18 protein-coding genes and 3 pseudogenes are annotated in these 21,318 nt (G+C 70.6%); 10 read left to right on the top strand and 11 right to left on the bottom strand.

Annotated features, from left to right (window positions below; genetic code table 11):
• Together AC067J_RS42045 and AC067J_RS42040 are read left to right on the top strand one after the other, a co-directional pair.
• Positions 1–483: ABC transporter permease (locus AC067J_RS42045; RefSeq protein WP_478308115.1), on the top strand; the 483-nt coding region annotated here is incomplete at its 5' end.
• A 162-nt stretch (positions 484–645) separates the two neighbouring features.
• Positions 646–996 (top strand): annotated as a pseudogene (locus AC067J_RS42040) (helix-turn-helix transcriptional regulator); the annotation flags it as partial.
• A gap of 435 nt (positions 997–1,431) precedes the next feature.
• On the opposite strand, the gene AC067J_RS42035 reads toward AC067J_RS42040, so the two are convergent.
• Entirely contained in the window at positions 1,432–1,977 is a 546-nt protein-coding gene (locus AC067J_RS42035) for a hypothetical protein (protein WP_478308117.1), read from the bottom strand.
• 420 nt (positions 1,978–2,397) lie between these two features.
• The gene (locus tag AC067J_RS42030; RefSeq protein ID WP_478308114.1) at positions 2,398–3,948 is read right to left on the bottom strand and encodes an alpha/beta hydrolase; all 1,551 of its coding nucleotides are present in this window, start codon (positions 3,946–3,948) and stop codon (positions 2,398–2,400) included.
• A gap of 515 nt (positions 3,949–4,463) precedes the next feature.
• Between AC067J_RS42030 and AC067J_RS42025 the strand changes: the two genes are divergently transcribed.
• Positions 4,464–5,540 (top strand): Gfo/Idh/MocA family protein, encoded by a 1,077-nt coding sequence (locus tag AC067J_RS42025; RefSeq protein WP_478308113.1) that lies wholly within the window; start codon positions 4,464–4,466, stop codon positions 5,538–5,540.
• Between the two features lie 297 nt (positions 5,541–5,837).
• On the opposite strand, the gene AC067J_RS42020 is transcribed toward AC067J_RS42025, so the two are convergent.
• Positions 5,838–6,488, bottom strand: coding sequence for an SDR family NAD(P)-dependent oxidoreductase (locus tag AC067J_RS42020; protein WP_478308112.1), 651 nt, complete (start codon positions 6,486–6,488; stop codon positions 5,838–5,840).
• 330 nt (positions 6,489–6,818) lie between these two features.
• Between AC067J_RS42020 and AC067J_RS42015 the strand changes: the two genes are divergently transcribed.
• Positions 6,819–7,682 carry an alpha/beta hydrolase gene (locus AC067J_RS42015; protein WP_478308110.1) on the top strand — a complete coding sequence of 288 codons (864 nt, stop codon included), beginning with the start codon at positions 6,819–6,821 and terminating at the stop codon, positions 7,680–7,682.
• A 238-nt stretch (positions 7,683–7,920) separates the two neighbouring features.
• On the opposite strand, the gene AC067J_RS42010 is transcribed toward AC067J_RS42015, so the two are convergent.
• Positions 7,921–9,807, bottom strand: coding sequence for a serine hydrolase (locus AC067J_RS42010; protein ID WP_478308109.1), 1,887 nt, complete (start codon positions 9,805–9,807; stop codon positions 7,921–7,923).
• A 136-nt stretch (positions 9,808–9,943) separates the two neighbouring features.
• On the bottom strand, positions 9,944–12,043 hold the full coding sequence (locus tag AC067J_RS42005; protein ID WP_478308108.1) for an AfsR/SARP family transcriptional regulator: 2,100 nt from the start codon (positions 12,041–12,043) through the stop codon (positions 9,944–9,946).
• Between the two features lie 159 nt (positions 12,044–12,202).
• On the opposite strand from AC067J_RS42005, the gene AC067J_RS42000 reads away from it, so the two are divergent.
• Positions 12,203–12,742 carry a hypothetical protein gene (locus tag AC067J_RS42000; RefSeq protein ID WP_478308107.1) on the top strand — a complete coding sequence of 180 codons (540 nt, stop codon included), beginning with the start codon at positions 12,203–12,205 and terminating at the stop codon, positions 12,740–12,742.
• Between the two features lie 574 nt (positions 12,743–13,316).
• Here AC067J_RS42000 and AC067J_RS41995 read toward each other — a convergent pair.
• Both AC067J_RS41995 and AC067J_RS41990 read right to left on the bottom strand, forming a co-directional pair.
• Positions 13,317–14,432 carry a helix-turn-helix transcriptional regulator gene (locus AC067J_RS41995; RefSeq protein WP_478308106.1) on the bottom strand — a complete coding sequence of 372 codons (1,116 nt, stop codon included), beginning with the start codon at positions 14,430–14,432 and terminating at the stop codon, positions 13,317–13,319.
• A 322-nt stretch (positions 14,433–14,754) separates the two neighbouring features.
• Positions 14,755–14,835 (bottom strand): annotated as a pseudogene (locus AC067J_RS41990) (BBE domain-containing protein); the annotation flags it as partial.
• Positions 14,836–14,942: 107 nt separating this feature from the next.
• On the opposite strand from AC067J_RS41990, the gene AC067J_RS41985 reads away from it, so the two are divergent.
• Positions 14,943–15,077, top strand: coding sequence for a hypothetical protein (locus tag AC067J_RS41985; RefSeq protein WP_478308105.1), 135 nt, complete (start codon positions 14,943–14,945; stop codon positions 15,075–15,077).
• A 3-nt stretch (positions 15,078–15,080) separates the two neighbouring features.
• Here the strand turns inward: AC067J_RS41985 and AC067J_RS41980 are convergent, their stop codons facing one another.
• Positions 15,081–15,575, bottom strand: a complete 495-nt coding sequence (locus AC067J_RS41980) for a hypothetical protein (protein WP_478308104.1) — start codon at positions 15,573–15,575, stop codon at positions 15,081–15,083.
• Here AC067J_RS41980 and AC067J_RS41975 point away from each other — a divergent pair.
• The gene (locus AC067J_RS41975; protein ID WP_478308103.1) at positions 15,574–15,990 is read left to right on the top strand and encodes a hypothetical protein; all 417 of its coding nucleotides are present in this window, start codon (positions 15,574–15,576) and stop codon (positions 15,988–15,990) included. The two genes, AC067J_RS41980 and AC067J_RS41975, sit on opposite strands and share 2 nt — an antisense overlap.
• On the opposite strand, the gene AC067J_RS41970 is transcribed toward AC067J_RS41975, so the two are convergent.
• Positions 15,984–16,529, bottom strand: a complete 546-nt coding sequence (locus AC067J_RS41970; RefSeq protein ID WP_478308102.1) for a hypothetical protein — start codon at positions 16,527–16,529, stop codon at positions 15,984–15,986. The two genes, AC067J_RS41975 and AC067J_RS41970, sit on opposite strands and share 7 nt — an antisense overlap.
• A 513-nt stretch (positions 16,530–17,042) precedes the next feature.
• On the opposite strand from AC067J_RS41970, the gene AC067J_RS41965 reads away from it, so the two are divergent.
• Entirely contained in the window at positions 17,043–17,702 is a 660-nt protein-coding gene (locus tag AC067J_RS41965) for a DUF1326 domain-containing protein (protein WP_478308100.1), read from the top strand.
• A gap of 265 nt (positions 17,703–17,967) precedes the next feature.
• Here AC067J_RS41965 and AC067J_RS41960 read toward each other — a convergent pair whose 3' ends face one another.
• The gene (locus tag AC067J_RS41960; RefSeq protein WP_478308098.1) at positions 17,968–18,768 is read right to left on the bottom strand and encodes a DUF2182 domain-containing protein; all 801 of its coding nucleotides are present in this window, start codon (positions 18,766–18,768) and stop codon (positions 17,968–17,970) included.
• Positions 18,769–19,014: 246 nt separating this feature from the next.
• On the opposite strand from AC067J_RS41960, the gene AC067J_RS41955 reads away from it, so the two are divergent.
• Positions 19,015–19,380 carry a helix-turn-helix domain-containing protein gene (locus AC067J_RS41955; RefSeq protein WP_478308097.1) on the top strand — a complete coding sequence of 122 codons (366 nt, stop codon included), beginning with the start codon at positions 19,015–19,017 and terminating at the stop codon, positions 19,378–19,380.
• 312 nt (positions 19,381–19,692) lie between these two features.
• Here the strand turns inward: AC067J_RS41955 and AC067J_RS41950 are convergent.
• Positions 19,693–19,773 (bottom strand): annotated as a pseudogene (locus tag AC067J_RS41950) (BBE domain-containing protein); the annotation flags it as partial.
• A gap of 107 nt (positions 19,774–19,880) precedes the next feature.
• On the opposite strand from AC067J_RS41950, the gene AC067J_RS41945 reads away from it, so the two are divergent.
• Positions 19,881–21,035, top strand: coding sequence for a tyrosine-type recombinase/integrase (locus tag AC067J_RS41945; protein ID WP_478308096.1), 1,155 nt, complete (start codon positions 19,881–19,883; stop codon positions 21,033–21,035).
• Positions 21,036–21,318: the final 283 nt, after the last annotated feature.

Genomic DNA, 21,318 nt, shown 5'->3' with positions numbered 1-21,318 from the left:
ATGGCGATCCACCGCGGGTCGGTGCTCGTCGGACACGTGGTCGGCAGCGTCCTGCAGTCGGTCATGAGCGTGGTCCTGGTCGGCGCCGTCGCCGTCGCCATCGGCTTCCGCTCCACGGACGCCACCGCCCTGGAATGGCTGGCGGCCTTCGGACTGCTCGCTCTCGTCGCCCTGGCCCTCACCTGGATCGCGGTCGGGATGGGCATGGTCAGCCCGAACGTCGAAGCGGCCAGCAACAACGCACTGCCGCTGATCGTCCTCCCGCTCATCTCCAGCGCCTTCGTCCCGGTCGAGTCCATGCCCGGCTGGTTCCAGCCGATCGCCGAGTACCAGCCCTTCACCCCCGCCATCGAGACCCTCCGCGGCCTGCTGCTCGGCACGGAGATCGGCCACAACGGATGGCTCGCCGTCGCCTGGTGCCTCGGGCTCACGGTGCTCGGCTACTTCTGGTCGCAGGCGGTCTTCGACCGCGACCCGCAGTAGCGGGACGGCCCGCCTGGCCTGTCCCGCCGGCTTCCCGGCCGAGGGCGGCGTATCCCGACACGGCGTCGGCAGTAGGTCCAGGGGCGCCGGTCCGCGGCGGCCGTACGCCGGTCGCCGCGGACCGCGCCCCGCTCAGCAGACGGGACGGCCGCCGGCACCTGCCCGACGGGCTGGCTGAGCGCCCTGGCGGACGAACGCATCGCGCCCGCCCTGCGCCTGATGCACGGCGACCCCGCCCGGCCCTGGACGCTCGCCGAACTGGCCCGGGAGGCTGCGATGTCCCGCACGAGCTTCGCCAAGCGCTTCAAGGACGTGGCGGGCGTCCCGCCGCTGGCCTACCTCCGCCGCTGGCGGATGCACCGGGCCCAGCACACCCTTCGCCGCGCGGACACGCCGCTGTCGGCCATCGCATCCTCCCTCGGATACGACTCCGAGAGCGCCTTCAGCAATGCCTTCAAACGCGCCACGGGCCTGTCCCCCCGTCGCTACCGGGAGACGGCCCGCTCCGCGTGAACCGACGGGCCGCCTCCACGGCGGTTCACGGCCGGCGCGGGAGGGCCGGCAGGTGCAGGCTGAACACCACGAGTTCCGGACGGCTGTCGGCGAACCGCGCCGCCGCAAGGGCGGCTTCGAGGACTCCCCCGCCCAAGTCCCTTCGCCCGGTGCGGTGTTCGTCCGCTCTCAGCGCCTCGTAGACGGGCCCGTGGAGACCGTGGACCGCGAGGGCGCGGAGCCCCGCCCGCCCCGCTCCGGCCAGGAGCCCCGACGGGTTCGTGGTAGTACGTGGTCTCCTGATCCGAGTGCGGATCCATGACGAGCTGGCGGACGCGATCGCCCGGGTGTCGTGGACAGGACTCGACCCGGCGGGCCGCAATCAACGCGCTCGTGGCGGAGGTGCGGCAGAGAGCGTGCCCCCGTTGAAACGGGGGCCCGCGCCCGGTCGCGGCTTCAGACGAGCCAGGCGGCGGCCGTCGCCACGCCGAGCGTGGCCCCGGCCACGGTCTGCGCGGTGGTGTGGTAGGTCAGCGCCACCCGCGACCAGCACACAGCGGCAGCCAGCGGGTACGCGGCGATCCACCACGGCGAGTGCACCACCGCGAGCACGGTGACCACCGCGCTGGCGACCGCGCTGTCGACGCTGATCTTCCACACCGTGTTGACCGCCAGCAGGCCCACGGTCATCGCCCACAGGGCGATCATGGCGATGAGGACGTCGCGCGGTGCACGGCCGAGGACCATCGCGAGGGAGCCGAGGCCGATCGAGCCGAGGATGACGAAGAAGATCGGCGCCCGCTTGGTCCGGTCGACCACGTGGCGGTCGCCCCAGGTCCCGCGCTTGCGCTCCCACTCGATGTAGCCCGCGGGGACGACGCCGGCGCACAGCGCCGCCAGCAGTCCCCACCCGACGCCGGTCCAGTCGCCGGCCGCAGCGACACCCAGCCCGGTCAGCCCGGCCACCAGCGCGTTGCGCGGCTGCAGGACGTCGGTGACCATGCGGGCGACGGCGGTGTTCACAGGGTCGACTCCTCAAGCGCCATGGCGCGTTCCCACCGCCTCGGCCTCCGGCCACGCCTTCCGGCACGTCGCTACGCCCAGCGGTCCGTGTACGGCGTGCTCACGAGCAGCGTCGAGCCGGGAGAAGACCGTCCTGGCACGGTCGTACGACCTCGACGCGGGCTACGGGCCGAACAGTACCCCGTTCCGTCCTCGCGCTCGCGGACGCCCCCCGGAGCCGCAGAGCTCCAGGAGCCTAACCGACCGGGTACCCGGCTTTCACTCTTTCGGAGGGCCCACGGGTGTCCCCACCCGCCTCGGCCCCGACTCACCCAACCGCCTTCTCCACACGGGCGGCCTGTGAACCGTCCCGGCGCCCGGCCGCACCGAACGACGGCGACCGGACCGCTGAACCGTCTCCTACCGCGGTGACGGCGGCGGACGGCGCTCCTGGGCCTGGGCTCGCCCCTCGTCGGCAGTGCAGGTGATGTCCCGCGGGGGAAGGGTGCCGTCCAGCAGGTAGGTGTCGACGGTCCGTCTGACGCAGTCGTCGGGGTATCCGAGGTAGACCGTGTGGGTTCGGGCGGGGACGGTCACGAGTCTCGATCCGCGCATGGCCAGGTGCATGCGCAGCCCCGACTCGTAGGTCGTCCGGGTGTCGCCGGTGGCCTGGACCTGGAGCGCGGGCAGCGGGTTGTCGATTCCGGTCAGGGGCTCGCGCGGCTCCTCCTCCCAGAACGCGCAGGGAAGCGGTGCGTGGGTCAGCGGTCCGAAGACCGGCTGAGCCGACCGGCTCCGTTCCACCTGGTGCCAGTAGTACTCGGGGTCGTGGGGCATGGGGGCGTCGGCGCAGTACACCCCCAGCTGGGCCGCGTAGTCGGCGGCCCGCTCCCTTCCCGCGGAATCGAAGACCACGGCCAGGGATCCCTGCAGCAGCGGCGGTGCGGTGACGGGCTTCCCGTCGGCCGCGTCCAGCAGGACCCGCAGCATGCCGGCGAGCTGCGGGTTCAGGAGTTCGTCACCGACCGGGATCAGGAGCAGCAGCGGGAGCTCGTGATCGGTGATCCGGTACCCGCCGACCCGGACCGGGTCCGCGGCGGCCCGCCGGATCAGTTCCTCGATGCTCGCGCGCACCGCCGCGGGCGTGGTGCCGAGTCCGTAGTCGCAGTCCCTGGGCGCGGCCCACGCGGCGAAGTCGTCGAGCGCCTTCTCGTTGGCGGGACCGCCGCGCTGCACCGTCCGCAGCGGGTACTCGGCGGGGTCGGGCGCGCTGTCCAGGACCAGCCGGTCCACCCTGTCGGGGAACATCTGCGCGTAGGTGGCGCCGAGGACCGTCCCGTACGACTGTCCGAACCATGAGGTCCTGGGCTCGCCGAGGGCGCTGCGGACGATGTCCACGTCCCGGGCGATGTTGCGGGTCGAGAGGTGGGGCAGCAGCTCGGGGTGCGTGTCCCAGCACCGGCGGGCGTCCTCCCGGGAGAGCCGCACGCTCTCGTCGAACCCCGCCCGGTCCGCCCCCGGGGCGTGGAGCCAGGTGCCCCGGCGCAGCCCGCAGTCCAGCGGGGTGCTCTCGCCGAGTCCGCGGGTGTCCATGCCGATGATGTCGTACGCGGCCGCCACCTCCGGGCCCATCGCCCGCACCAGGTCGCCGGGCATGCCCAGGCCGTGGACCCCGGGGCCGCCCGGGTTGGTCTGCAGGATGCCGCGCCGCCTCGACGGGTCGGCCGCGGCGATGCGCGAGATGGCGACCTCGATGGTGCGCCCGTCGGGGTGCCCGTAGTCCAGGGGGACGGTGATGCGCGCGCACTGCGTCCCGTTCGCGCTGAGCGCGCCGTCCCGGCAGGCGGTCCACCGGACCGCCTGGTGGCGGTACCGGTCCGTTTCGCGTCCTTCGGCCGCCGCGGGGACCGTGGTGGTCGTGGCGGCGGTGACCGAGAGGACGAATGCGCCGAGCGCTGCGACCTTGCTCACGGTTCGTCAACGTACGGGCTCTGCGCAGCCATGGGTGCCGGCGTCGCGGCGTGTCGCCGGGCCGACCCGGCGGGCGCCTTCGGACAGCGCAACGAGGTTCTATGGCGGGGGCGGGGCTGGGGCGGGGGCGGGGCTGGGGCTGGGGCTCGTGGGCAGGGACGAGGCCGGCCCGTACGAGGCGTGACGGATGGCCCAGTGGCCGCGTCCTGCAGGGCGTTCTTGCAGGTCCGGCGGGTCGAGCAGCTGCTCCCCCGGGGGAGCGGCCGGTCCGGACTCGCCCAACGCGTACCGTTGGGCTGTCGATCGCCTGGTGGGACGGGCGACGACCGGCCTCCTCCTCGACTACCGTCCGTGCGGAGAGGCGGACACGGCTCTCGCGGCTTGCGCGGAGCCGTCGTCGAAGCGGCCGCCTGATGTTGGCCGTACGGGTCGGAGCGGGGCCGCGTACGGCGGGTCAGGAACACCGTCGCGGGCGCCACGCGCACCGCCTCCGCCCGTCAACCGAGAGGAACCCCATGACGCAGGACCGGTCCACCATCGCGGACTCAGCGGCGGACGGGACGGCGGGTACCCCGCTGCCCGCACCCCGGACCCCCTCCCCTCGTGAAGCACCGTCCCTGAACTGGGGGGTGATGGCACCGGGCGGGATAGCGGCCCACTTCACGGAGACCCTGCAGAAGCACACCGGGCAGAAGGTCGTGGCGGTCGGCTCGCGCGACGCCGCACGGGCCCGGGCGTTCGCCGACCGGTTCGACATCCCCCGAGCCCACGGACGGTACGCCGATCTCGTCGAGGACGACGGGGTGGACATCGTCTACGTCGCGTCGCCGCACTCGGCCCACTTCGAGCACGCGATGCAGGCGATCGAGGCGGGCCGGCACGTCCTCGTGGAGAAGGCGTTCACGCGCAACGCCCGCGAGGCCGAGCAGTTGATCGAGGCTGCCCGCGAGCGCGGGGTGTTCCTCATGGAGGCGATGTGGACGCGCTTCCTGCCGCACGTCGACGTGGTCCGCCAGGTGCTCGGGTCCGGGCTGCTCGGCGAGGTGCACACCGTCACGGCCGACCACGGACAGCAGATGGACCCCGATCCGGCGCACCGCCTCTTCGCCCCCGAGCTGGCGGGCGGAGCCCTCCTCGACCTCGGCGTCTACCCGGTGTCCTTCGCCTCGATGGTGCTGGGGCCGTTCGCCTCGGTCACGGCGGTGGGCACGAAGGCCTTCACCGGTGTCGACGGGCAGGCCTCGATCATCGTCACCACCGCGTCCGGCGCACACGGCGTGCTGAACACGACGCTCTTCGCCCGTACTCCGACCACGGCGTCGATCTCGGGGGCGGAGGCCCGCCTGGAGATCGACGGGCCCTTCTACGGAGCCGCCCGGGTCCGCCTCATCGGCCGGGACAACGAGCTGCTCGACACGTTCGTCCCCCAGCGGCGCGACGGGGGCATGAGCTACCAGGCCGCCGAGGCCGCCCGGTGCATCGCCGCCGGTCGGCTGGAGTCCGATCTGATGCCGCTCGCCGAGACGCTGGACATCATGCGCGTCCTGGACGGCGTCCGCCGCGACCTGGAGGTCTCCTTCCCCGGAGAGTGACCTGACCGAGCTCACCGCCTGGGAGGGACGCGGTGGATGAGCTCGCGTCGTCGCGACGCGTCAGCGCCACCCTGTCCGACCTGCCTGAATGCAGGCGCACACGACGACGCAGCCCAGACCTCCGGCGTAGCCGCGTGGCGCCGGGTTCGTGACGGTCCGTCCGTGGGGCAGGTGGCTCCTGGCTCGGCCGCAGCCGGGCTCGGCCGCAGCCGGGCTCGCGCTGCGGCGCGCGAGCCCGCCACCGCGAACTGCCGCGCCTGCGCGACGCCCTGCGGCAGGAGACCTCGTGACCCGACGTCAGCCCCCGTGAACCACCTCCTGCTCCCAGTCTGCGCGCGGCTGGGTGTGCAGCCGCCAGTAGTGCTCCGCGATGTCGTCCGGGTCGAAGGCGGTGCCGGGGGCGACCGCACCGGCCACCGTCACACTGGCCGCGTGCACACCCGCCGCGCCGTAGGTCTGGTCCAGCAGCGTGACGAGCGCGCGCACGCCCGCCTTGCCCAGGGACAGGCTGACGTACTGCGGCTTCGGCTCGGGCATGCCGCCGGTCACCAGGACGGTGCCCCGCCCGCGCTCCGCCATCCCCGGTGCGACATGCGCGGCGGAGGTCAGCGCGCCCACCACATTCACCGCCCAGGCGTCCAACTGCTCGCGGGCGGACGACTCACCGACGGCGTCCGGCCGGATCAGTGCCGCGTTGTAGACCAGCACCTCCGGTTGCCCCAGCTCCTCCGCCAGCCCGTCGAGCGCGGCCCGCAGCGCCTCCTCGTCCGTGCTGTCGGCGGTGCGCACCGCGACCTTGCCGCCGATCCGACTCACGGCCCCGGCCACCGCCTCGGCCGTCGCCCCGCTCCGCGCGACCAGGCCGACCGGCAGGCCCTCCCGCGCGAACCGCAGCGCCACCGCCTGTCCGATCCCCGGCCCCGCTCCGACGATCACTGCTCCGGCCATGCCGTCCTCCCCGTTCGTAGGATCCTTGACACCGCCAACACCCGGGAGCCACACGCGCATTCCCCGCCCCAGGAGTTCACTCGTGCGAGTGGTCCGATCCGGCCCCTGCCAGGACTTGTCCGGCTGATCACCCTTGGAGCCGGCCGGCCGGCGGGCTGCGCTGCTGCAGCGATCGCGCCGCCTGATAGGGTGATCGTCATGCATACCGTCATCCACAACTGGCAGGCCACGCGCACCCGGTCGTCGTTCTGACCGCGGTGCCGGCTGTTCTGCCGCCGGCACCGGGTCCCGACGTCCACCGTTCGCCTCAGGATGACGAGGATCTTCACCATGCGCGCAAACTCGCGCCGTACTTTCGTGTTCGTTCACGGCGGCTCCAGCAACGCCCGGTCCTGGGGGCCGTTGCAGAATGAACTGGCCCTGCTCGGACATCGTTCGCACGCCGTGGACCTGCCCGGCCACGGCGACCTCGCCGACAGCCCGGCTGCCTACTACCGGCAGCCCCAGGACCTCGCGGAACTGGCCGCCGCCCCCTCCCCGATGCGCGGCGTCACGCTGCAGGACAACGTCCGGCACGTGGTGGACACCGTGCGCCGGCTGGCCGGACTCGGCCCGGTCGTCCTGGTCGGCAGCAGCTTCGGCGGTCTGACGATCAGTGCGGTGGCCAACGCCGCACCGGAGTTGCTCGACCGGGTGGTCCACCTCTCCGCGCTCTGCCTCAGCGATCCGGCCATGCTCACCGAGCCGTGGGACGTGGTCGACGACAACCTGCTGGACGCCGCGTCGGCGCGGATCGCCGTCCAGGGCGTGGCCGATCCCGGTGTGGTCCGGCTGAACTGGCGCAGTGCACACGCCGATCCGGCGCTGTTCGCGGAGTTGAAGGCCGCCATCATGGCCGACTCGACGGACCACCAGTTCCGGCTGCTGCTGGACTCGATGGATCCGGACGAGAACTACTCCGTGTTCGAGCCGGGTGCGGTGGTCCGGGCCGACGGGTGGGGACGCGTCCCGCATACCTTCGTTCGCCTCACCGAGGACCGCGGCATCCCCCTGGCCGTCCAGGACCACATGATCCGCAAGGCGGACGCACTGACCCCGGACAACCCGTTCGAGGTGCACACCCTTGCGACCTCGCACGTCGGCTACTTCAGCCGGCCAGGGGTTGTCGCGGAACTGTTGGCCGGTCTCACCTAGTACCACCGCCGTTCAGTCAAGGCGGGACTGGACGGCGCGAAGGGCCGGTCGTGAGCATGACGATGCCGATCGGGGCCTGTAGGTAGCCCGGTCGATGGCGGGTCCGCGCGCGTAGTACCCGGGGATCGCGCGCTTGACGACGCGGTCCTTGCGCGGACCCGCCGCCGGCCGGCACCTCCGACTGCTTTGCGACCGGGGGCAAGAGGTAGGACTCCGGGGCCGAGCTGCAACGGGAGTTTCAGTCCTGGAAGGGATTGAGGACGGGCCAGTCGGTGACAACGTCCTGGATGCGCCACATCAGTCGGTCGAGTTCCTCGAACATCTCTTCAGGGCGCGAGCCGTCGCGCCCGTTCGTCAGCACCGCCCACCCCTGGTCGTCCGTGGTGCTGACGATCACCGTCTGGGTTCCGCTGAGATCTCCCCGGTGCCACCGGTTCCCGCTACCGGCGTGGATTCTCCAGCCCTTCGCGAAGTTCACCGTCTCCCCCTCTGCCGAGGGCGCCGTGGTGGGAGTGAACATGGTGGCGATGGATGCGGGCGAGAGGATGTCCCGCTGATAGGGAAGACCGTCGACGTGCACCAGGAAGTGCATCAGGTCGCTCGCCAACGCCAGCCAACCACCGTGGGCGTCCATGCGGGAGACACGAAGGTCGTACGGGCTGGAGGAGGTGCCGGTCTCGGTGTAGACGACCTCGTCGACCAGGCGGTCGGCGAGGGTGTCGCCCGCGATGCGCATGGCGGTGATGCCGCAGGGCCGCAGCACGTGGTCGCGGACGGCGGTCTCGTAGGACAGCCCGGTCACCGCCTCGATCACCCGGCCCAGCAGGCAGTACCCGATGTTCAGGTACTCGCAGAAGTCGCCGGGTCGGTTGGTCAGAGGAGCGTTCGGCCGTCCGTCGACGCCGCGTCCCAGAAACCAGTCGATCAGCTGGTGGCGGCTCAGCTCGAAGTGATCGAACATGGGGTCCTGCGACGTGGTCCACCCGCTGGTGTGCTCCAGCAGGTGCCGCACGGTGATTGCCAGCAGGGGGGCGTCGTAGGGCGCGGCGCCGAACGTCTCCCCCAGGAGCCCTCCCGGGCCGAGGACCCGGTCGTCCAGGGTGAGCCGGCCCAGGTCCACCAGCCGGAACACCGTGGCGGCCGTGATCGGCTTGGAGATGCTGGCGATGCGGAACAGGGAGGTGCTCTTCACCGGCCTGGTGGTGTCCGGGCCGATGAACCCGAAGCCGGCGGCGTACGACAGCCGTCCACGGTCGGTCCGTGCCACCTGCAGACCCGGCACCCCGTACTCCGTCATGAAGGTGTTCATGACCCCCTTGATGAAGCGTTCTTCGTCGTCGGCGAGGTAGGGCTTGGTCCACAGGACGGAATAGCGGTGATCGTCGTTCCTGCTGTTGTGCCCCCGGATCCTCGCAGCCCGGTACCCGGCCCGCCGCAGGAAGACGTCGTCCTGTTCGAATTGAGTCCCGGTCAGGCTGGCGCCGAACTTCAGGGTGACGGGGTGCTTCGACCAGACGGCCGCGTGGAAGGGGGTGCCGAACACCTCGTAGGTGCTGAGCGCCCGCAGCGAGAATCCCTGTGCGTCCCGGATCGACACCTCCTGGTCGAGGGCCGCATCGGTCAGATCGTGCCGTGCCACCCAGTCACGCGGGTCGAGTCGTTGCCAGAGCGCGGCGAACTTGATCGGGCCGTCGCCGTAACCGCAGACGTCGTAGGGCATGAACCCGCTTCGTTCCAGCTCGTCGATCCTGGCCTGGAACTCGTCGCCGGTCATGTCGTGGTGGGCGACGAACTCGGGGAGGACCCCGGGAACCTTCAGCCAGAAGGACGTGAACCGGGAGCCACGGAGCGTCTCGTACCCGCTCACGGTGAAGGGGAGGAACCCCTGGTCGGGGAGGGTGCCGAACAGTGCTTGGTGGTCGGCGGCGGTGAGGCCGCACGGCGCGGCCCAGGGCACGTCGGAGGGCGGAGCCTTCTCCCAGATGGAGGTGACGCGCTCCGTGCCGTTGGCGTGACCACTGACGTCCAGGGGTCGGAATCCCTCGGCCTGCAAGGAGTCGAAAACCCCTTGGTGCTCGCCCAGGACCAATCCGTGGAGTACCCGCAGTTCAGGTGCATCAGCCACGACAGCAGGCTATGCGGCACAGGCGGTACCGGCCCGCCGGGCCGACTCTCCGAGTGATGGTCGACCCGGCTCCGCGTGTGCGGTCAGGGCGGCAGGGTGATCGACCGGGTGGCATGTTCCTGGCTGAAACGCCCACCTAGTCCGCCAGGTGCGGGCCGGCCCGGAAGTGGCTCCCGAGCGCCACGAGTAGCCGCCAGGCGTGACCGTCGAGGCCGTGCTCGGCGGCGTACCGGGCAGTCTCCGCCAGGTGGGAGTGCTCGCTCTCGCACCACTGCCGCGCCTCGGCCGGGGTGGTGAAGCCCGGCGGCTCGTACCAGGGGCCCGCGGGGGTGAGCGGCAGGTGCCGGCGCTGCGGGGTGAGCAGGCGGGCCGCCGCCTCCGCGTGGTGCAGGCACCAGGAGCAGAGGCGTTCCCGGGCGGCGGCGCGGTCGGCGGGACCGGTTTCGGCGGTGGCGCGTTCGGCGGCGTAGCAGCGCAGCAGGTCGTGCAGGCGGTAGCGGTCCGGGCCGGCGGGGCTGAGCAGGTGGGCGGCGGCGAGGTGTTCGAGTACCGGCCTGGTCGCGGCGGTGGCCGAGCCGGAGAGCGCAGCGGCTGCGGCCGTGCTGACGCAGCTGCCGGGGGCCAGGGCGAGGAGTCGGAAGAGCCGCTGGGCGGTCGGTTGCAGGGCGCGGTAGGAGAGGTCGAAGGCGACCCGGACGGCGGAGGTGGCGTCGCCGTCGATCTGGAGCGCGGTGAGGCGGTCCTCCGCGTCGCGCAGTTCGGCGGCGTGTTCCACCAGGGTGCGGTGGGATCGTTCGACGAGGCGGCCCGCGGCGATGCCGAGGGCGAGCGGCAGGTGGCCGCAGGCGGCGGCGAGTTCGGCGGCGGCGCGGGGTTCGGCGCGGGTGCGGTCGGCGCCGGTGATCCGGGCGAGCAGTTCGACGGCCTCGGGCTGGGGCAGGACGTCGAGCACCAGCCGCCGGGCGCCGTCGCAGGCGGTGAGCCCGGCCAGCCCGTCCCGACTGGTCACCAGGGCCAGCGAGCCCGCCGAGCCGGGCAGCAGCGGGCGGACCTGTTCGGCGTTGCGGGCGTTGTCGAGCAGTACCAGTACCCTGCGGTCGGCGAGCAGCGACCGGTACAGGGCGGCGCTCTCGTCGATGGTGCCGGGTATCCGCTCGCGATCGGTGCCGAGGGCCCGCAGGAAGCGGGCCAGCGCCTCGTACGGGGCCAGCGGCGGGCCGAGGGCGTACCCGCGCAGGTTGATGTGGAGCTGACCGTCGGGGAAGCGCTCGCGGACCTGGTGGGCCCAGTGCACGGCGAGGGCGGTCTTGCCCGTCCCGGCGCCGCCGGTCACCACGCCGATGCCGGCGGCGACGGCCGAGCCGGCCGGGTCGGCGAGGCCGTCCAGGGCGCCGAGTTCCGCGCTCCGTCCGACGAAGGTGGCCAGCGCGGGCGGCAGTTGGGCGGGCCTGGGCCCCTGCTGCCGGGTGCGGGGCGAGCGGGCGGCCGGGGTGGGCCCGTCCTTCAGCAACTCCTGGTGCAGGAGCTGGAGTTCCGGCCCGGGGTCGAGGCCCAGTTCGTCGGCCAGCTGTCGTGCGAACCGGCGGTAGGCGGCGAGCCCGTCGGCCTGTCGGCCCGCCCGGTGCAGGGCCCGGACGAGCTGCGTCACGAAGCGGTCCCGGAGCGGGTGTTCGGCGACCAGCGCGGTCAGCTCCGGGACGGTCTGCCGGTGCCGGCCGAGTTCGGCCTCCAGGTCCAGGCAGTTCTCCCAGGCGGTGAGCCGCAGTTCGTTCAGTGCCACCGAGCCGGCGGCCAGCAGACTGCCGGACAGCCCGTCCAGCACCGGGCCGCGCCACAGGTCCAGCGCCGATCGGAACTCCTGTACGGCCGCGGCGGGTTCGCCGCGCTCGGCCAGTCGGCGCGCCACCGACACCCGGTGGGCGAAGGTCAGGGCGTCCACCTGGTGGCCGTTCGGTGCGATCCGGTAGCCGGGGCCGTCGGTGAGCAGCACCGGCGGCCCGTCCTGGGCCGCGGCGAGCTTGCGCCGCAGCAGCCCGGCGAGGTTCCGTACCTGGCGGTGGGCCGTGGCCGGCGGTTCGTCGTCCCAGAGCGCGTCGACCAGGCGGGCCACCGGGACGACGGCCCCGGCGTTCAGCAGCAGGGTGCCGAGCATCCGCTCCTGCTTGGCCCCTTCCGTCCGGGCCCGCCTACCGTCGTCGGTCCACACCTCCAGTGGCCCCAGAATCCTGAACTCCATGTGTCCCTCCCGTGGTTGGCCGACGTCGAGCCGACCCGGCCGCCTTCGAAGCTCGTGACCATTCAATGACGGAGTCGTGTCAACTTTGTGCATCCGGTTGGGAGTCTTCTCTCGCCGGCCCCGCCGGGGCCGGCTCCCCCACACTCAAGGAGAAGCTGGATGAAGCGCATGAAGCAGGCCGCAGCCCTGGCCGTCGCAGTCGGCCTGGCCCTCGTCCCCCTCTCGGCGACCACCGCGGCGGCCGCCGGGCCGGCCACCCACAAGGGAATGACCTGGCAGGTGCTCGCGACGGGCCCTGAAGGGACCGTCCAGGTCGGCGGCCCGGCGCACTCGACGCCGAGCGACCCGTACAACGGCGACACCCTCCCGTCCGTCTCGCTGCCGGTCCTCTGCATCAACGTGGACGGCAGCCCGGCGCCGGACGGCATCAGCATCGGCTTCTACAACGGTTGGGCCGGCGGCACCGTCGCGCTCAGCCAGCCGGTGAAGGGCTCGCGCCTGAACAGCCAGGCCGCCGCGAACAGCGTCTGCCAGGCGGCCTTCGGCACCGGCTGGCGCCAGGCCGAGTTCCACGACGGCCGCTACGGCCCGAACCTGGACTACGTCGGCGGGTGGAGCTTCTGGGCGTACGGCAACATCGCCCCGAACGCCCGCTTCTGGACCGCCATCAACGACCAGCAGGCCAACCCCTGGAACTGACGGCGGCGCGGTGGTGACGGCCGGGCGGGGCGGTGCGTAGTCCGCCCGGCCGTACCGCCCCCGGTTCCGGGTCCGGGTCCGGGTTCGCCCCCGGTTCCGGTTCCGGGTCCGGTCCGGAGCCGTCGGGGCACGGCGCGAGGGCTCCCGTACGAGTGGCCCGGTCACCCTCGGATGGCCGGGCCGTCCGACGTTCGGGCGTTCGGGGCTCCTCTGCGGCACGGGAGGCAGGGCGGGGGCCTCGTCGGCCGGCGGGGACTCCGGGGTGAGGGGCGCGTGGCATGGGGCAGGAACTCCTCTGCCGGGAAGGCGTCATGGGTGCGGGGCGACCCCCTCTCCAGGGGCGGCGCCGGGACAGACCTTCCCATCCGGCGGCGACCGGTGACATCCCAGGTTTGCGGGAGGCGTGACGACCTCTTCCCTGTGGTAGGGAGACGACCAGATTCGGACCGCTCCACGGCAAAGCCCCAGGTCAGTGACGTGAGGCCTTCGCGCTGTCCGGGCTCGCGCCGGGTTTCGGGGCCGGGCGGAGATGGGGGCGGGCGGGAATGGGGGCGGGACCGGGCGGGCGGGGGCGTCAGGCCGGGGGGCGGCCGAGTCCGGCGGTGTACGGGGCCGCGAGAAGTGCGACGAGTTCGCGGCGGCTGCGTACGCCGGTCTTGGTGAAGGCCGACTTCAGGTGGTCCTGGACGGTGGCCGGGCTCAGGAAGAGCCGGTGGGCTATGTCCCTGGTGCTCAGGCCCCGTACTGCCTGGAGGACCACCTCCTGCTCGCGGGGGGAGAACCGGTGCGCCAGCAGGGACAGCGGGATGACGTCGACCGGGCTCGCGGGTTGGACGACCAGGGCGACGCTGCCCCGCGGGCACTGGTCGAGCAGCGAGGCGTGGACGGCGAGCCACTGGCCGTTGGGGCGGCGCAGCCGGGCCCAGGCGTGGGCGCCCGCGTTCGCGGACGCGTGGGTGCGAACCCGCTCGGAGAGGTAGACCAGTGCAGTCGGTACTCCGGCGGGGCGGTACTGCGACTCGGAGAGCTCCTCGAACAGTTGCCGGGCCCCGGAGTCCGCGGAGGTGAGCTGACCGGTGGGGCCGATGACGGCGACCCCGAGCCGGTACGGCCCGTCCTGCGGGTCCGCTCGGACGTCCTGCCCGTCAGGGGTGCCCGCGGTGGGCAACGCGTAGTCGCGCAGGGCGGCGGCCACAGCCCGGGCGGCCCGTTCGGCCAGTCTCTGCTCGCTCGCGCCGAACGGTGCCGATCCGGCCTCGCGCATCAATGCGGCGGCTCCCCACCGCCCGCCGCCGACATCGAAGTTCATCCGCAGCTCGTCGCCCATTCCGTGCTCGGCGAGCAACTCCCGGTAGCGCACGCTGCGTTCGGGACGGCCACCGGTGGCGCGGTGGACGGTCTCCACGACGCGGCCGGCAGCCCGGATGTCGACGAACCGGGTGGCGTCGTCGGACCACATCTCCAACCAGATGGCGTGCTCGAAGGCGGCCGGCTGCAGGCCGTCGGCAACGGTGGAGGTCAGGAATCCGGTGACCGGATCGGCCCCGTGCAGGCAGCCCGCTTCGGATCCGAGGGTGGGCCCGAGGACGGTGAGGAGCTGCCGGAAGAACTGTTCCAGCGGGAGCTTCGCTGCAGCCAGATCCTCGATCTCCCCCACCATGCGGCGTTCCCTGCCACGGAATGATGTCATCTCCTTACCATAGGGCCGAGGTTGGCGTGCTCCCCACAGTCCCGAAATGTCGCCGGTCACCACCGACTCGGCAGGTCTGTCCTGACAGCGCCCGGCAAGCAGGTTGTTTGATCGACCATCACTCTTCGCTGCCCGAAAGTAAGTTGATGAACCCTGGGCAGGCTTTGTTCCAGAAGGTCCGAGACCGGGCAATTCTCCGGTACGGGTGGGGTGCTGCGGGCTGAGCCGGTATGGGTGTAGACGTTCACGGGTCTCTTTACCGGCACCGTTCATCCCGACTTGATCCGCCTACCGGATGGTCGACCTGGCTCCGCATGTGCGGTCAGGACAGCAGGGTGATCGACTGGGCGTGGTGGAAGACGTTCTTGTCGTCCCAGAGCTTCCTGGCCTTCTGCAGGCGGGGGTGGTTCTGCTTGTTATCACGCCGTCGGCGTTTCCACCCAGCTCAGGGGCACGATCCACGATCCGGGGTCTGCAAATGGTCAGCATGACTCCGGGGGTCAGCCCATCATGGCAAGCACAGCTCTCATCGACGTACCCCCGCCGGCGCGTACCAAGCACGCCATCGAGTGCAAGATGCTCCAGTACCGGCCGGAGGTCATCGACGGCTGCCTGGCGGGTGCCGACCCGACCCTGTCGGGGTGATCGTCAGAAGTAGCCGAAGAAGCGATTCCACCAGCTTGGCCGCTGAACATACGAGGGTAGTCGGCTCGGCCCGTCGTAGTCGTTCTCCAGCAGTTCCTCGGCAACCGCCACATAGCCGAGCTCGGCCAATGCCCGGTCGACCTTGGCAAGGTCCGCGCCGTCCAGTTCGCCCTCGGCCTGGGCCTCGTCCGTCCCGAGGAAGGCGCCCGGATTGTCCGCGCAGACCAGAGCAAGTGAGCCGAACTTGCTCACACAGACGACGATCCGGGTCCCGCACACAGTCGCCTCCCCGGGCACGGTGACGCGTCCGTACTCGCTGGAGTCCTGGGTGCCAGGCTCAGCCGTGCAGCGTGTTGCGAAGTCGCCTTCGAGCCGGGCCACCAGCGTGCCGAAGCGGGCTGCGATCTCGCCACGGTCGTAGTCCTGCGGCCACTCCAGCCACCCCGGATCGTCAAGCTCGCGCAACAACGCCAGCAGATCCGCTTCGCTCTCGGTCATGCGCTCATCCTGGCGCACCAGCCATCCGCGGAGCAGCTCGGGGCACCACCAGGCTCACCGCTCCCCGACATCACTCATTCAAGTTCAGTACGCGCACGCCGCGCGCTGGCAGGACATGATGAAGGACCGGTGCCCCCGGGCGAGCAAGCTCGACCCGTTCAAGCCCTACCTGGCCCAACGGTGGGACGAGACGGGCGGGAGGATCACCATTCGCGTGCTGTTCAAGAAAATCACCACACGGGGCTACAGGGGCGGCCGGACACTCCTCGCCCACTGGAAGGGCCAGGCTCTCGTTGCCCTGAACAGCGCACCACCTCCGCCGCCGCCTTCGATCCGCCAGGTCACCGGCTGGCCGGTCCGCCACCACGCCGCGCTCGCCGCAGACGTAGCACTCGCGGCCTTTTCCTTTCACTGAGACTCTTCATTGGAGCGTCCGCCTCTCATGTCGGGCTGCACCAACTTCTTTTCCCATGTGTCCAGCTTGAGGTCGCCGACCTTGATCCCCCTCCGGTCTTCCTTGTTTCTCCTCTGGTTCTCCCTACTCTCGTTCCTGTTCACCCGAACGGCCTCCAACAGAGCCTCGTAGTGAGCCTTGCTGGCCTTCGTGGGTTCCTGCTGGAGAAGCATGGTCATGATGCGGTCGAGGTTGAAGGCCTCGTGCGCGGCGTCCCACTGCTTCGACTCCCGCAGGAGGTAGACGGCAATGCCGGTCATGAAGCCGGTGATCATGGGGCGGCGACTCTTGCGATTCCAGTAGAACTCTGCTGCGGAGATTCCTACATTTCTATCCTGGGACCCTTTCTTGACGAACTCCAGGGACTTGAAAAAAAGCTCCTCCAACTTCCTTCGATTCTGGAGGTGGGCTGTTCCGAAGCCGACGGCAATTCCCAAAAGTCCCGTTGTCAGGGCCACCCCTGCCGTGGTGAGAGCCAAGGTCGCCTCCGAGTCCGTCATCGCGGGGAACACCATCGCAGTGATGCCCTCCCGCGCTGCTGCTGGACGCGCCGGTGTGCGAAAGTTCAGGGGGTCGGCGGATTCCAAGTATCAACCGATCAGTGCCAGGTGCTACAGCGGCTGATCTGCCGAACCGTTAGCGGAGCCGATCGATCGCACGGCTGGACTCCGGTCACAGCGGTACCGATCCGACACCCGGGCCCTCGACCTGCCCGGCGACCACGCCTGCCACCCCGAGACCCCGGACACATTCCTCGCTGCGTTGGAGCGACACCTGGCCCAGTGAGCCGACGCCGAACACCGCGCGGAGCCGAGGATCCGACGAACACCACCGCAAACGCCCCTGACCGGGTGATCCAGCCCCATCGGCCCAGGGTCGCGTGGGTGGCGTGCCTTCCCAGGGCGCCCCGGAGAGAGCACGCTGGAAGGGAGGCCGCTCCGGTGATCCCGGGAACGGACTCGGGACAGCGGCCTCGCAGGACCGACGCCCTCGGGTGGCTGGAGGGAAGCGAGATGACCGAACAAGCTGCTACCACGGGTACGCGCTGGCATACCACCGGTGATTGGTTCGACACGTGCAAGTGCGCCATCCCCTGCCCCTGCACGTTCGCCCAGCCGCCCACCTACGGCGACTGCGACGGCATCATGGCCTGGCACATACGTGAGGGCAACTACGGCGACGTGCCGCTCGACGGCCTCAACGTCCTGATGGTCGCCTCCTTCACCGGCAACCCGTGGGCCGGCGAGCACACCGACCCGCGCGCCGCCGTCTTCTTCGACGAGCGCGCCGACGAACCGCAGCGGGCCGCACTGGGCGCGATCTTCAGCGGACAAGCCGGCGGATGGCCGGCACAGTTCGTCGAGATGTTCCACCCCGAGATGCAGGGCATGGAGTTCGCGCCCATCCACGTGAGCGTCGACGAGGACCTCACCTCCTGGAGCGCGGAGATCCCCGGCCGGGTCAGTGCGACCGCCGAAGCCCTGACCGGGCCCACGACGCCCGAGGGCGCACGGGTCCAGGTCCACAACGCCCCGGGCGCGGAGGTCGGGCCGGGCCAGATCGCCACCTGGGGACGTGCCACCACCCACCGGGCGAACGCGTTCGGCTTCACCTGGGACCGCACCGGAACGTCCAGCAAGCACTTCCCGTTCGACTGGAGTGGCCCGGCCTGAACGGCATCCCCCGCTCCGACGCTTCGAAGCCCGACTGCGTGGTGACGCCGACCGCGCGGAAGAGGAGGTACTTACGGACGCCGCCGACCGCGGCGAGCGTGGAATTACGCCGCTCCTCGGCGCTTCTCCGCCGAGCACGGGATCGGCAGGGCCAGCGGCACCTCAAGCGCCTTCGACCGGCTCCGGGCGGCGGTCGACTGCCTGGCGCCGTTCTACGGCTCCAGCGCCGGCTTCTACGGGTACCAGCCGCTCCCGGCCGTGAGCGCTACATCACGTTGCTCGGGGTGAGCCCCGGCAGCAGCCAGCTCTGGAACGGCACCAGCACGGCGAGCACGAGGAACGCCACCCCGCTAACCCGGGCCAGCAGCGGACCGCGCCGCCAGAGCTTCTCCAGGAAGATCACCACCGCGATCCCCGCCATCGCCGCCAGGTTCATCACACCGAGCGGCACCAGCACCACCATCAGCGCCCAGCAGCAGCCCAAGCAGTACCCGCCGTGGTGCAAGCCGACCCGCAAATCCCGCACCGGTGGCCGGTAGCCCGCGTAGTGCATCAGCTGAGCCATCGGGCTGCGGCAGTGCCGCAGACACACGTACTTCAGCGGGCCCAGCTGGTACAGCCCGGCCAGCGCGAAGGACGCCGCGCCGATCCACTTCCCGGCCTCCGGACCGCGCTCCACCAGGTGGCCGGTGAGCGCAAGGCCGACGTACGCCAGCAGCCCGAACGCCGTCCACACCAGGAGATAGCCGCCCAGGAACTCCGTCGTGCGCACCGCCCGCTCCGCGCCGCTCGACTGCCGGCCGATGCTGCGAGCCCAGGTCACCGCCACCGGCGCCACCGACGGAAGCATCATCGCGGCCATCATCGCCAGCCACAGCACCAGGAACAGCGGAAGCGCCATTCCCATAGTGCCGGGCTCGATCCCCATGTCCCGAGCCTGCCCGGCCGTGAACACCCAGGCCAGCACCGCGATCACCGCGATCAGGCCCCACGCCACCGCCAGATCCCTGGCGGGCATCAGCACCCCGGTCCGCAGCGGCTGCTTCTCCACGGTGACGATACGCATGACTCTCTCCTGCCTGGTCCTTCCAGGACAGCACACCTGCGCCGACGGCAAAACCCTGCCACAGTCCCCTTCGGCTTCAGCTGGAACCGCAACGGCAAATCCAGCAAGGATTTCCCGTTCGGCTGGAGCGGACCCGGCTCACAACCGCGTACACAAGCGTCAGGCCGGCACCGTGTGCCAGGGGCGGTCCGGGCGTGTCGGGTTGGGGCTCGCAGCCAGTTGGAGGACGTACACGTCACAGCCGGCATGGTCGGCACGGTCGGCATGGTCGGCATGGTCGGCGCCGGGACCGAGGCGGCCCCGGCGGGTGCGCGGAAGGCGCCGGCGGATCTGGTGATGCGGGCGCGGATCGTCGTGTTGAGCTGGGAGGGTCTGCGGGTGGCGGTGATCGCCGCGGAGCTGGGCTGCAGCGCCAGGACGATCCGGCGGTGGTTGCACCGGTTCAACGCGCTGGGTGTGGAGGGGCGGGAGGACCGGCCGATCAATCGGGGTGATGGGACTTCAGGGGGTGGGCGGTGGCATTCGAGCCGGGTTGAGGGGGCGCGGCGGGGCCGTACACCCTCTGTCGTTCCTACAGCTGGCGTGTCCGGTCCTGATTTGCTCCGGCGTTGATACGGAATGCCGTGATCGAGTAGTCGTCAGGCAGACGCAGTCCCCTGCCGGGACGCATGACTCACCCTGCGTCGTACCTGACCATCCATCAGTTCAGGTCGGCAAGAGTCTGCATCAGTCCGAGTACACCCTCACAAACATGCGCACATCCGGGAACCCTGACCCTGGCACGGCGCACCCGTTCCCACCTCGCGAGGAGATCCGGCGAGCCGGCCACGCTCGGGGCAAGTCGTCACTCTGAGCTCTTCAATCGCACTGTTCACCCTGATGTGATCCGTTTGCCGGATGGTGGACATGGCTCTGCGTGTGCGATCAGGACGGCAGGGTGATCGACTGGGCGTGGTGGAAGACGTTCTTGTCGTCCCAGAGCTTCTTGGCCTTCTGCAGTCGGGTGTAGTTCTGCTTGTTATCACGCGGTCGGCGTTTCTGCCCAGATCAGGGGCGTGATCAAGCATCCGGAGTCAGCAAAAGGTCAGCATGACTCCGGAGGTCGGCCCACCATGTCAACCACAGCTCTCATCCACGGAATGGGCAGCCTCTTCAAGGAGTGCGAGCACCCGGAGGCCCGCTGGAGCAGGTGCCCGCACGAATACAAGATCAGGTACCGCAACGCGTCTGGCCGCCAGACCGAGGAGTCCGGCTTCACCAACCAGGAACTGGCCAAGAGCCGGCTCGCCGAGGTCTACCACGCGCGCAAGAACTCCCCGATGAGCGTGCACAAGGCGGAGCGCATCAGGAAATACGGCAGTATGCAGTTCGCGGCCTACACCGCCGAGTGGCTGAAGGGCCAGCGACACCAGAGCCCGACCTCGCTGCGGAACGTCGACTCCACGCTCAGGAATCACCTCCTGCCGGCCTTCGGAAGTCGCCGCATGGGCACCTTCGACCACAAGGTCGTATCGGCGTTCATCACGGACATGGAGCGGAACGGCGTCGGTCTGGGTGCTCAGACCAATGCGTTCATCAGGCTGAAGACGATCCTGTTGGACGCGCACCGGCTCGGTCTCTACGAAGACAGCCCGCTGGAGGGAGTGCAGCCGCCTCAATACGACGCGGAGCGAGCGGTGATCCCCTCCGTCGGCCAGCTGGTCGGGATCCGGAGCGCCGGCGACGACGCCTTCCGCCTCGTGGCGGAGCTCATGAGCGGTTGCGGCCTGCGGAACGGCGAGGCATACGCCGTCAACGTGAACAACATCGTGGCGGACGACGTCTACCGGGTGGGCGAGCAGGTCAACCAGGCCACCAAGTGCTACGCATGCCTGAAGCACCGCAAGGCGGGCGAGTACCGCGACGTACCGCTGCCGGCGCGTACCAAGCACGCCATCGAGTGGTACGCGGACACCTACGGGACCGTGGACGGCTACCTGCTTCGCAATCCCAAGGACATCACCCTCGCCATGCCGCATCACATCATCAGCGGGCAGTGGCGGAGGTTGAAGGCCTCCGGGCAGATCGACATCCCCGAGGGCATGGTGCTCTACGGCCTGCGCCACTTCTTCGCGTCGAACTGCCTCGGCAACGGCATACCCATCACCGATGTCGCGGAGTGGATGGGCCACCGCGATGTCAAGATCACGTTCAAGCACTACCGCCACCTCATGCCCGGCTCCATCAGCCGCGCCGCGGAGGTCCTCGACGTCGGGCTGGCCTGCTGAACATGCGGGGGTCCAGCCCCATCGGGCTGGACCCCCGCAACCTCTGCGTCTATGCAGCCCGTATCTTCTGCTGCTTGACCCAGGCCTGAACCTCCGAGACCTTGCACTGCAACTTGGCGTTCCTCCCGCACCCGAACTTGTAAGGCACGAGCCCGAGGAGCGGAGCGTCGCGATAGACCCAGGCAAGGGACATGTTCAGATACATCGCAGTCTCCTTGGCACTCATGAACTGTTCCGGCACGGCTCCTCTACATGGCCAAACCTAGGCTCGTGGAACATGAAT

The sequence above is a fragment of the Kitasatospora sp. NPDC042419 genome (assembly GCF_056437345.1).
Note: the sequence above shows the minus strand (reverse complement) of the source record. Positions and strands in the feature narration are given on the sequence as shown.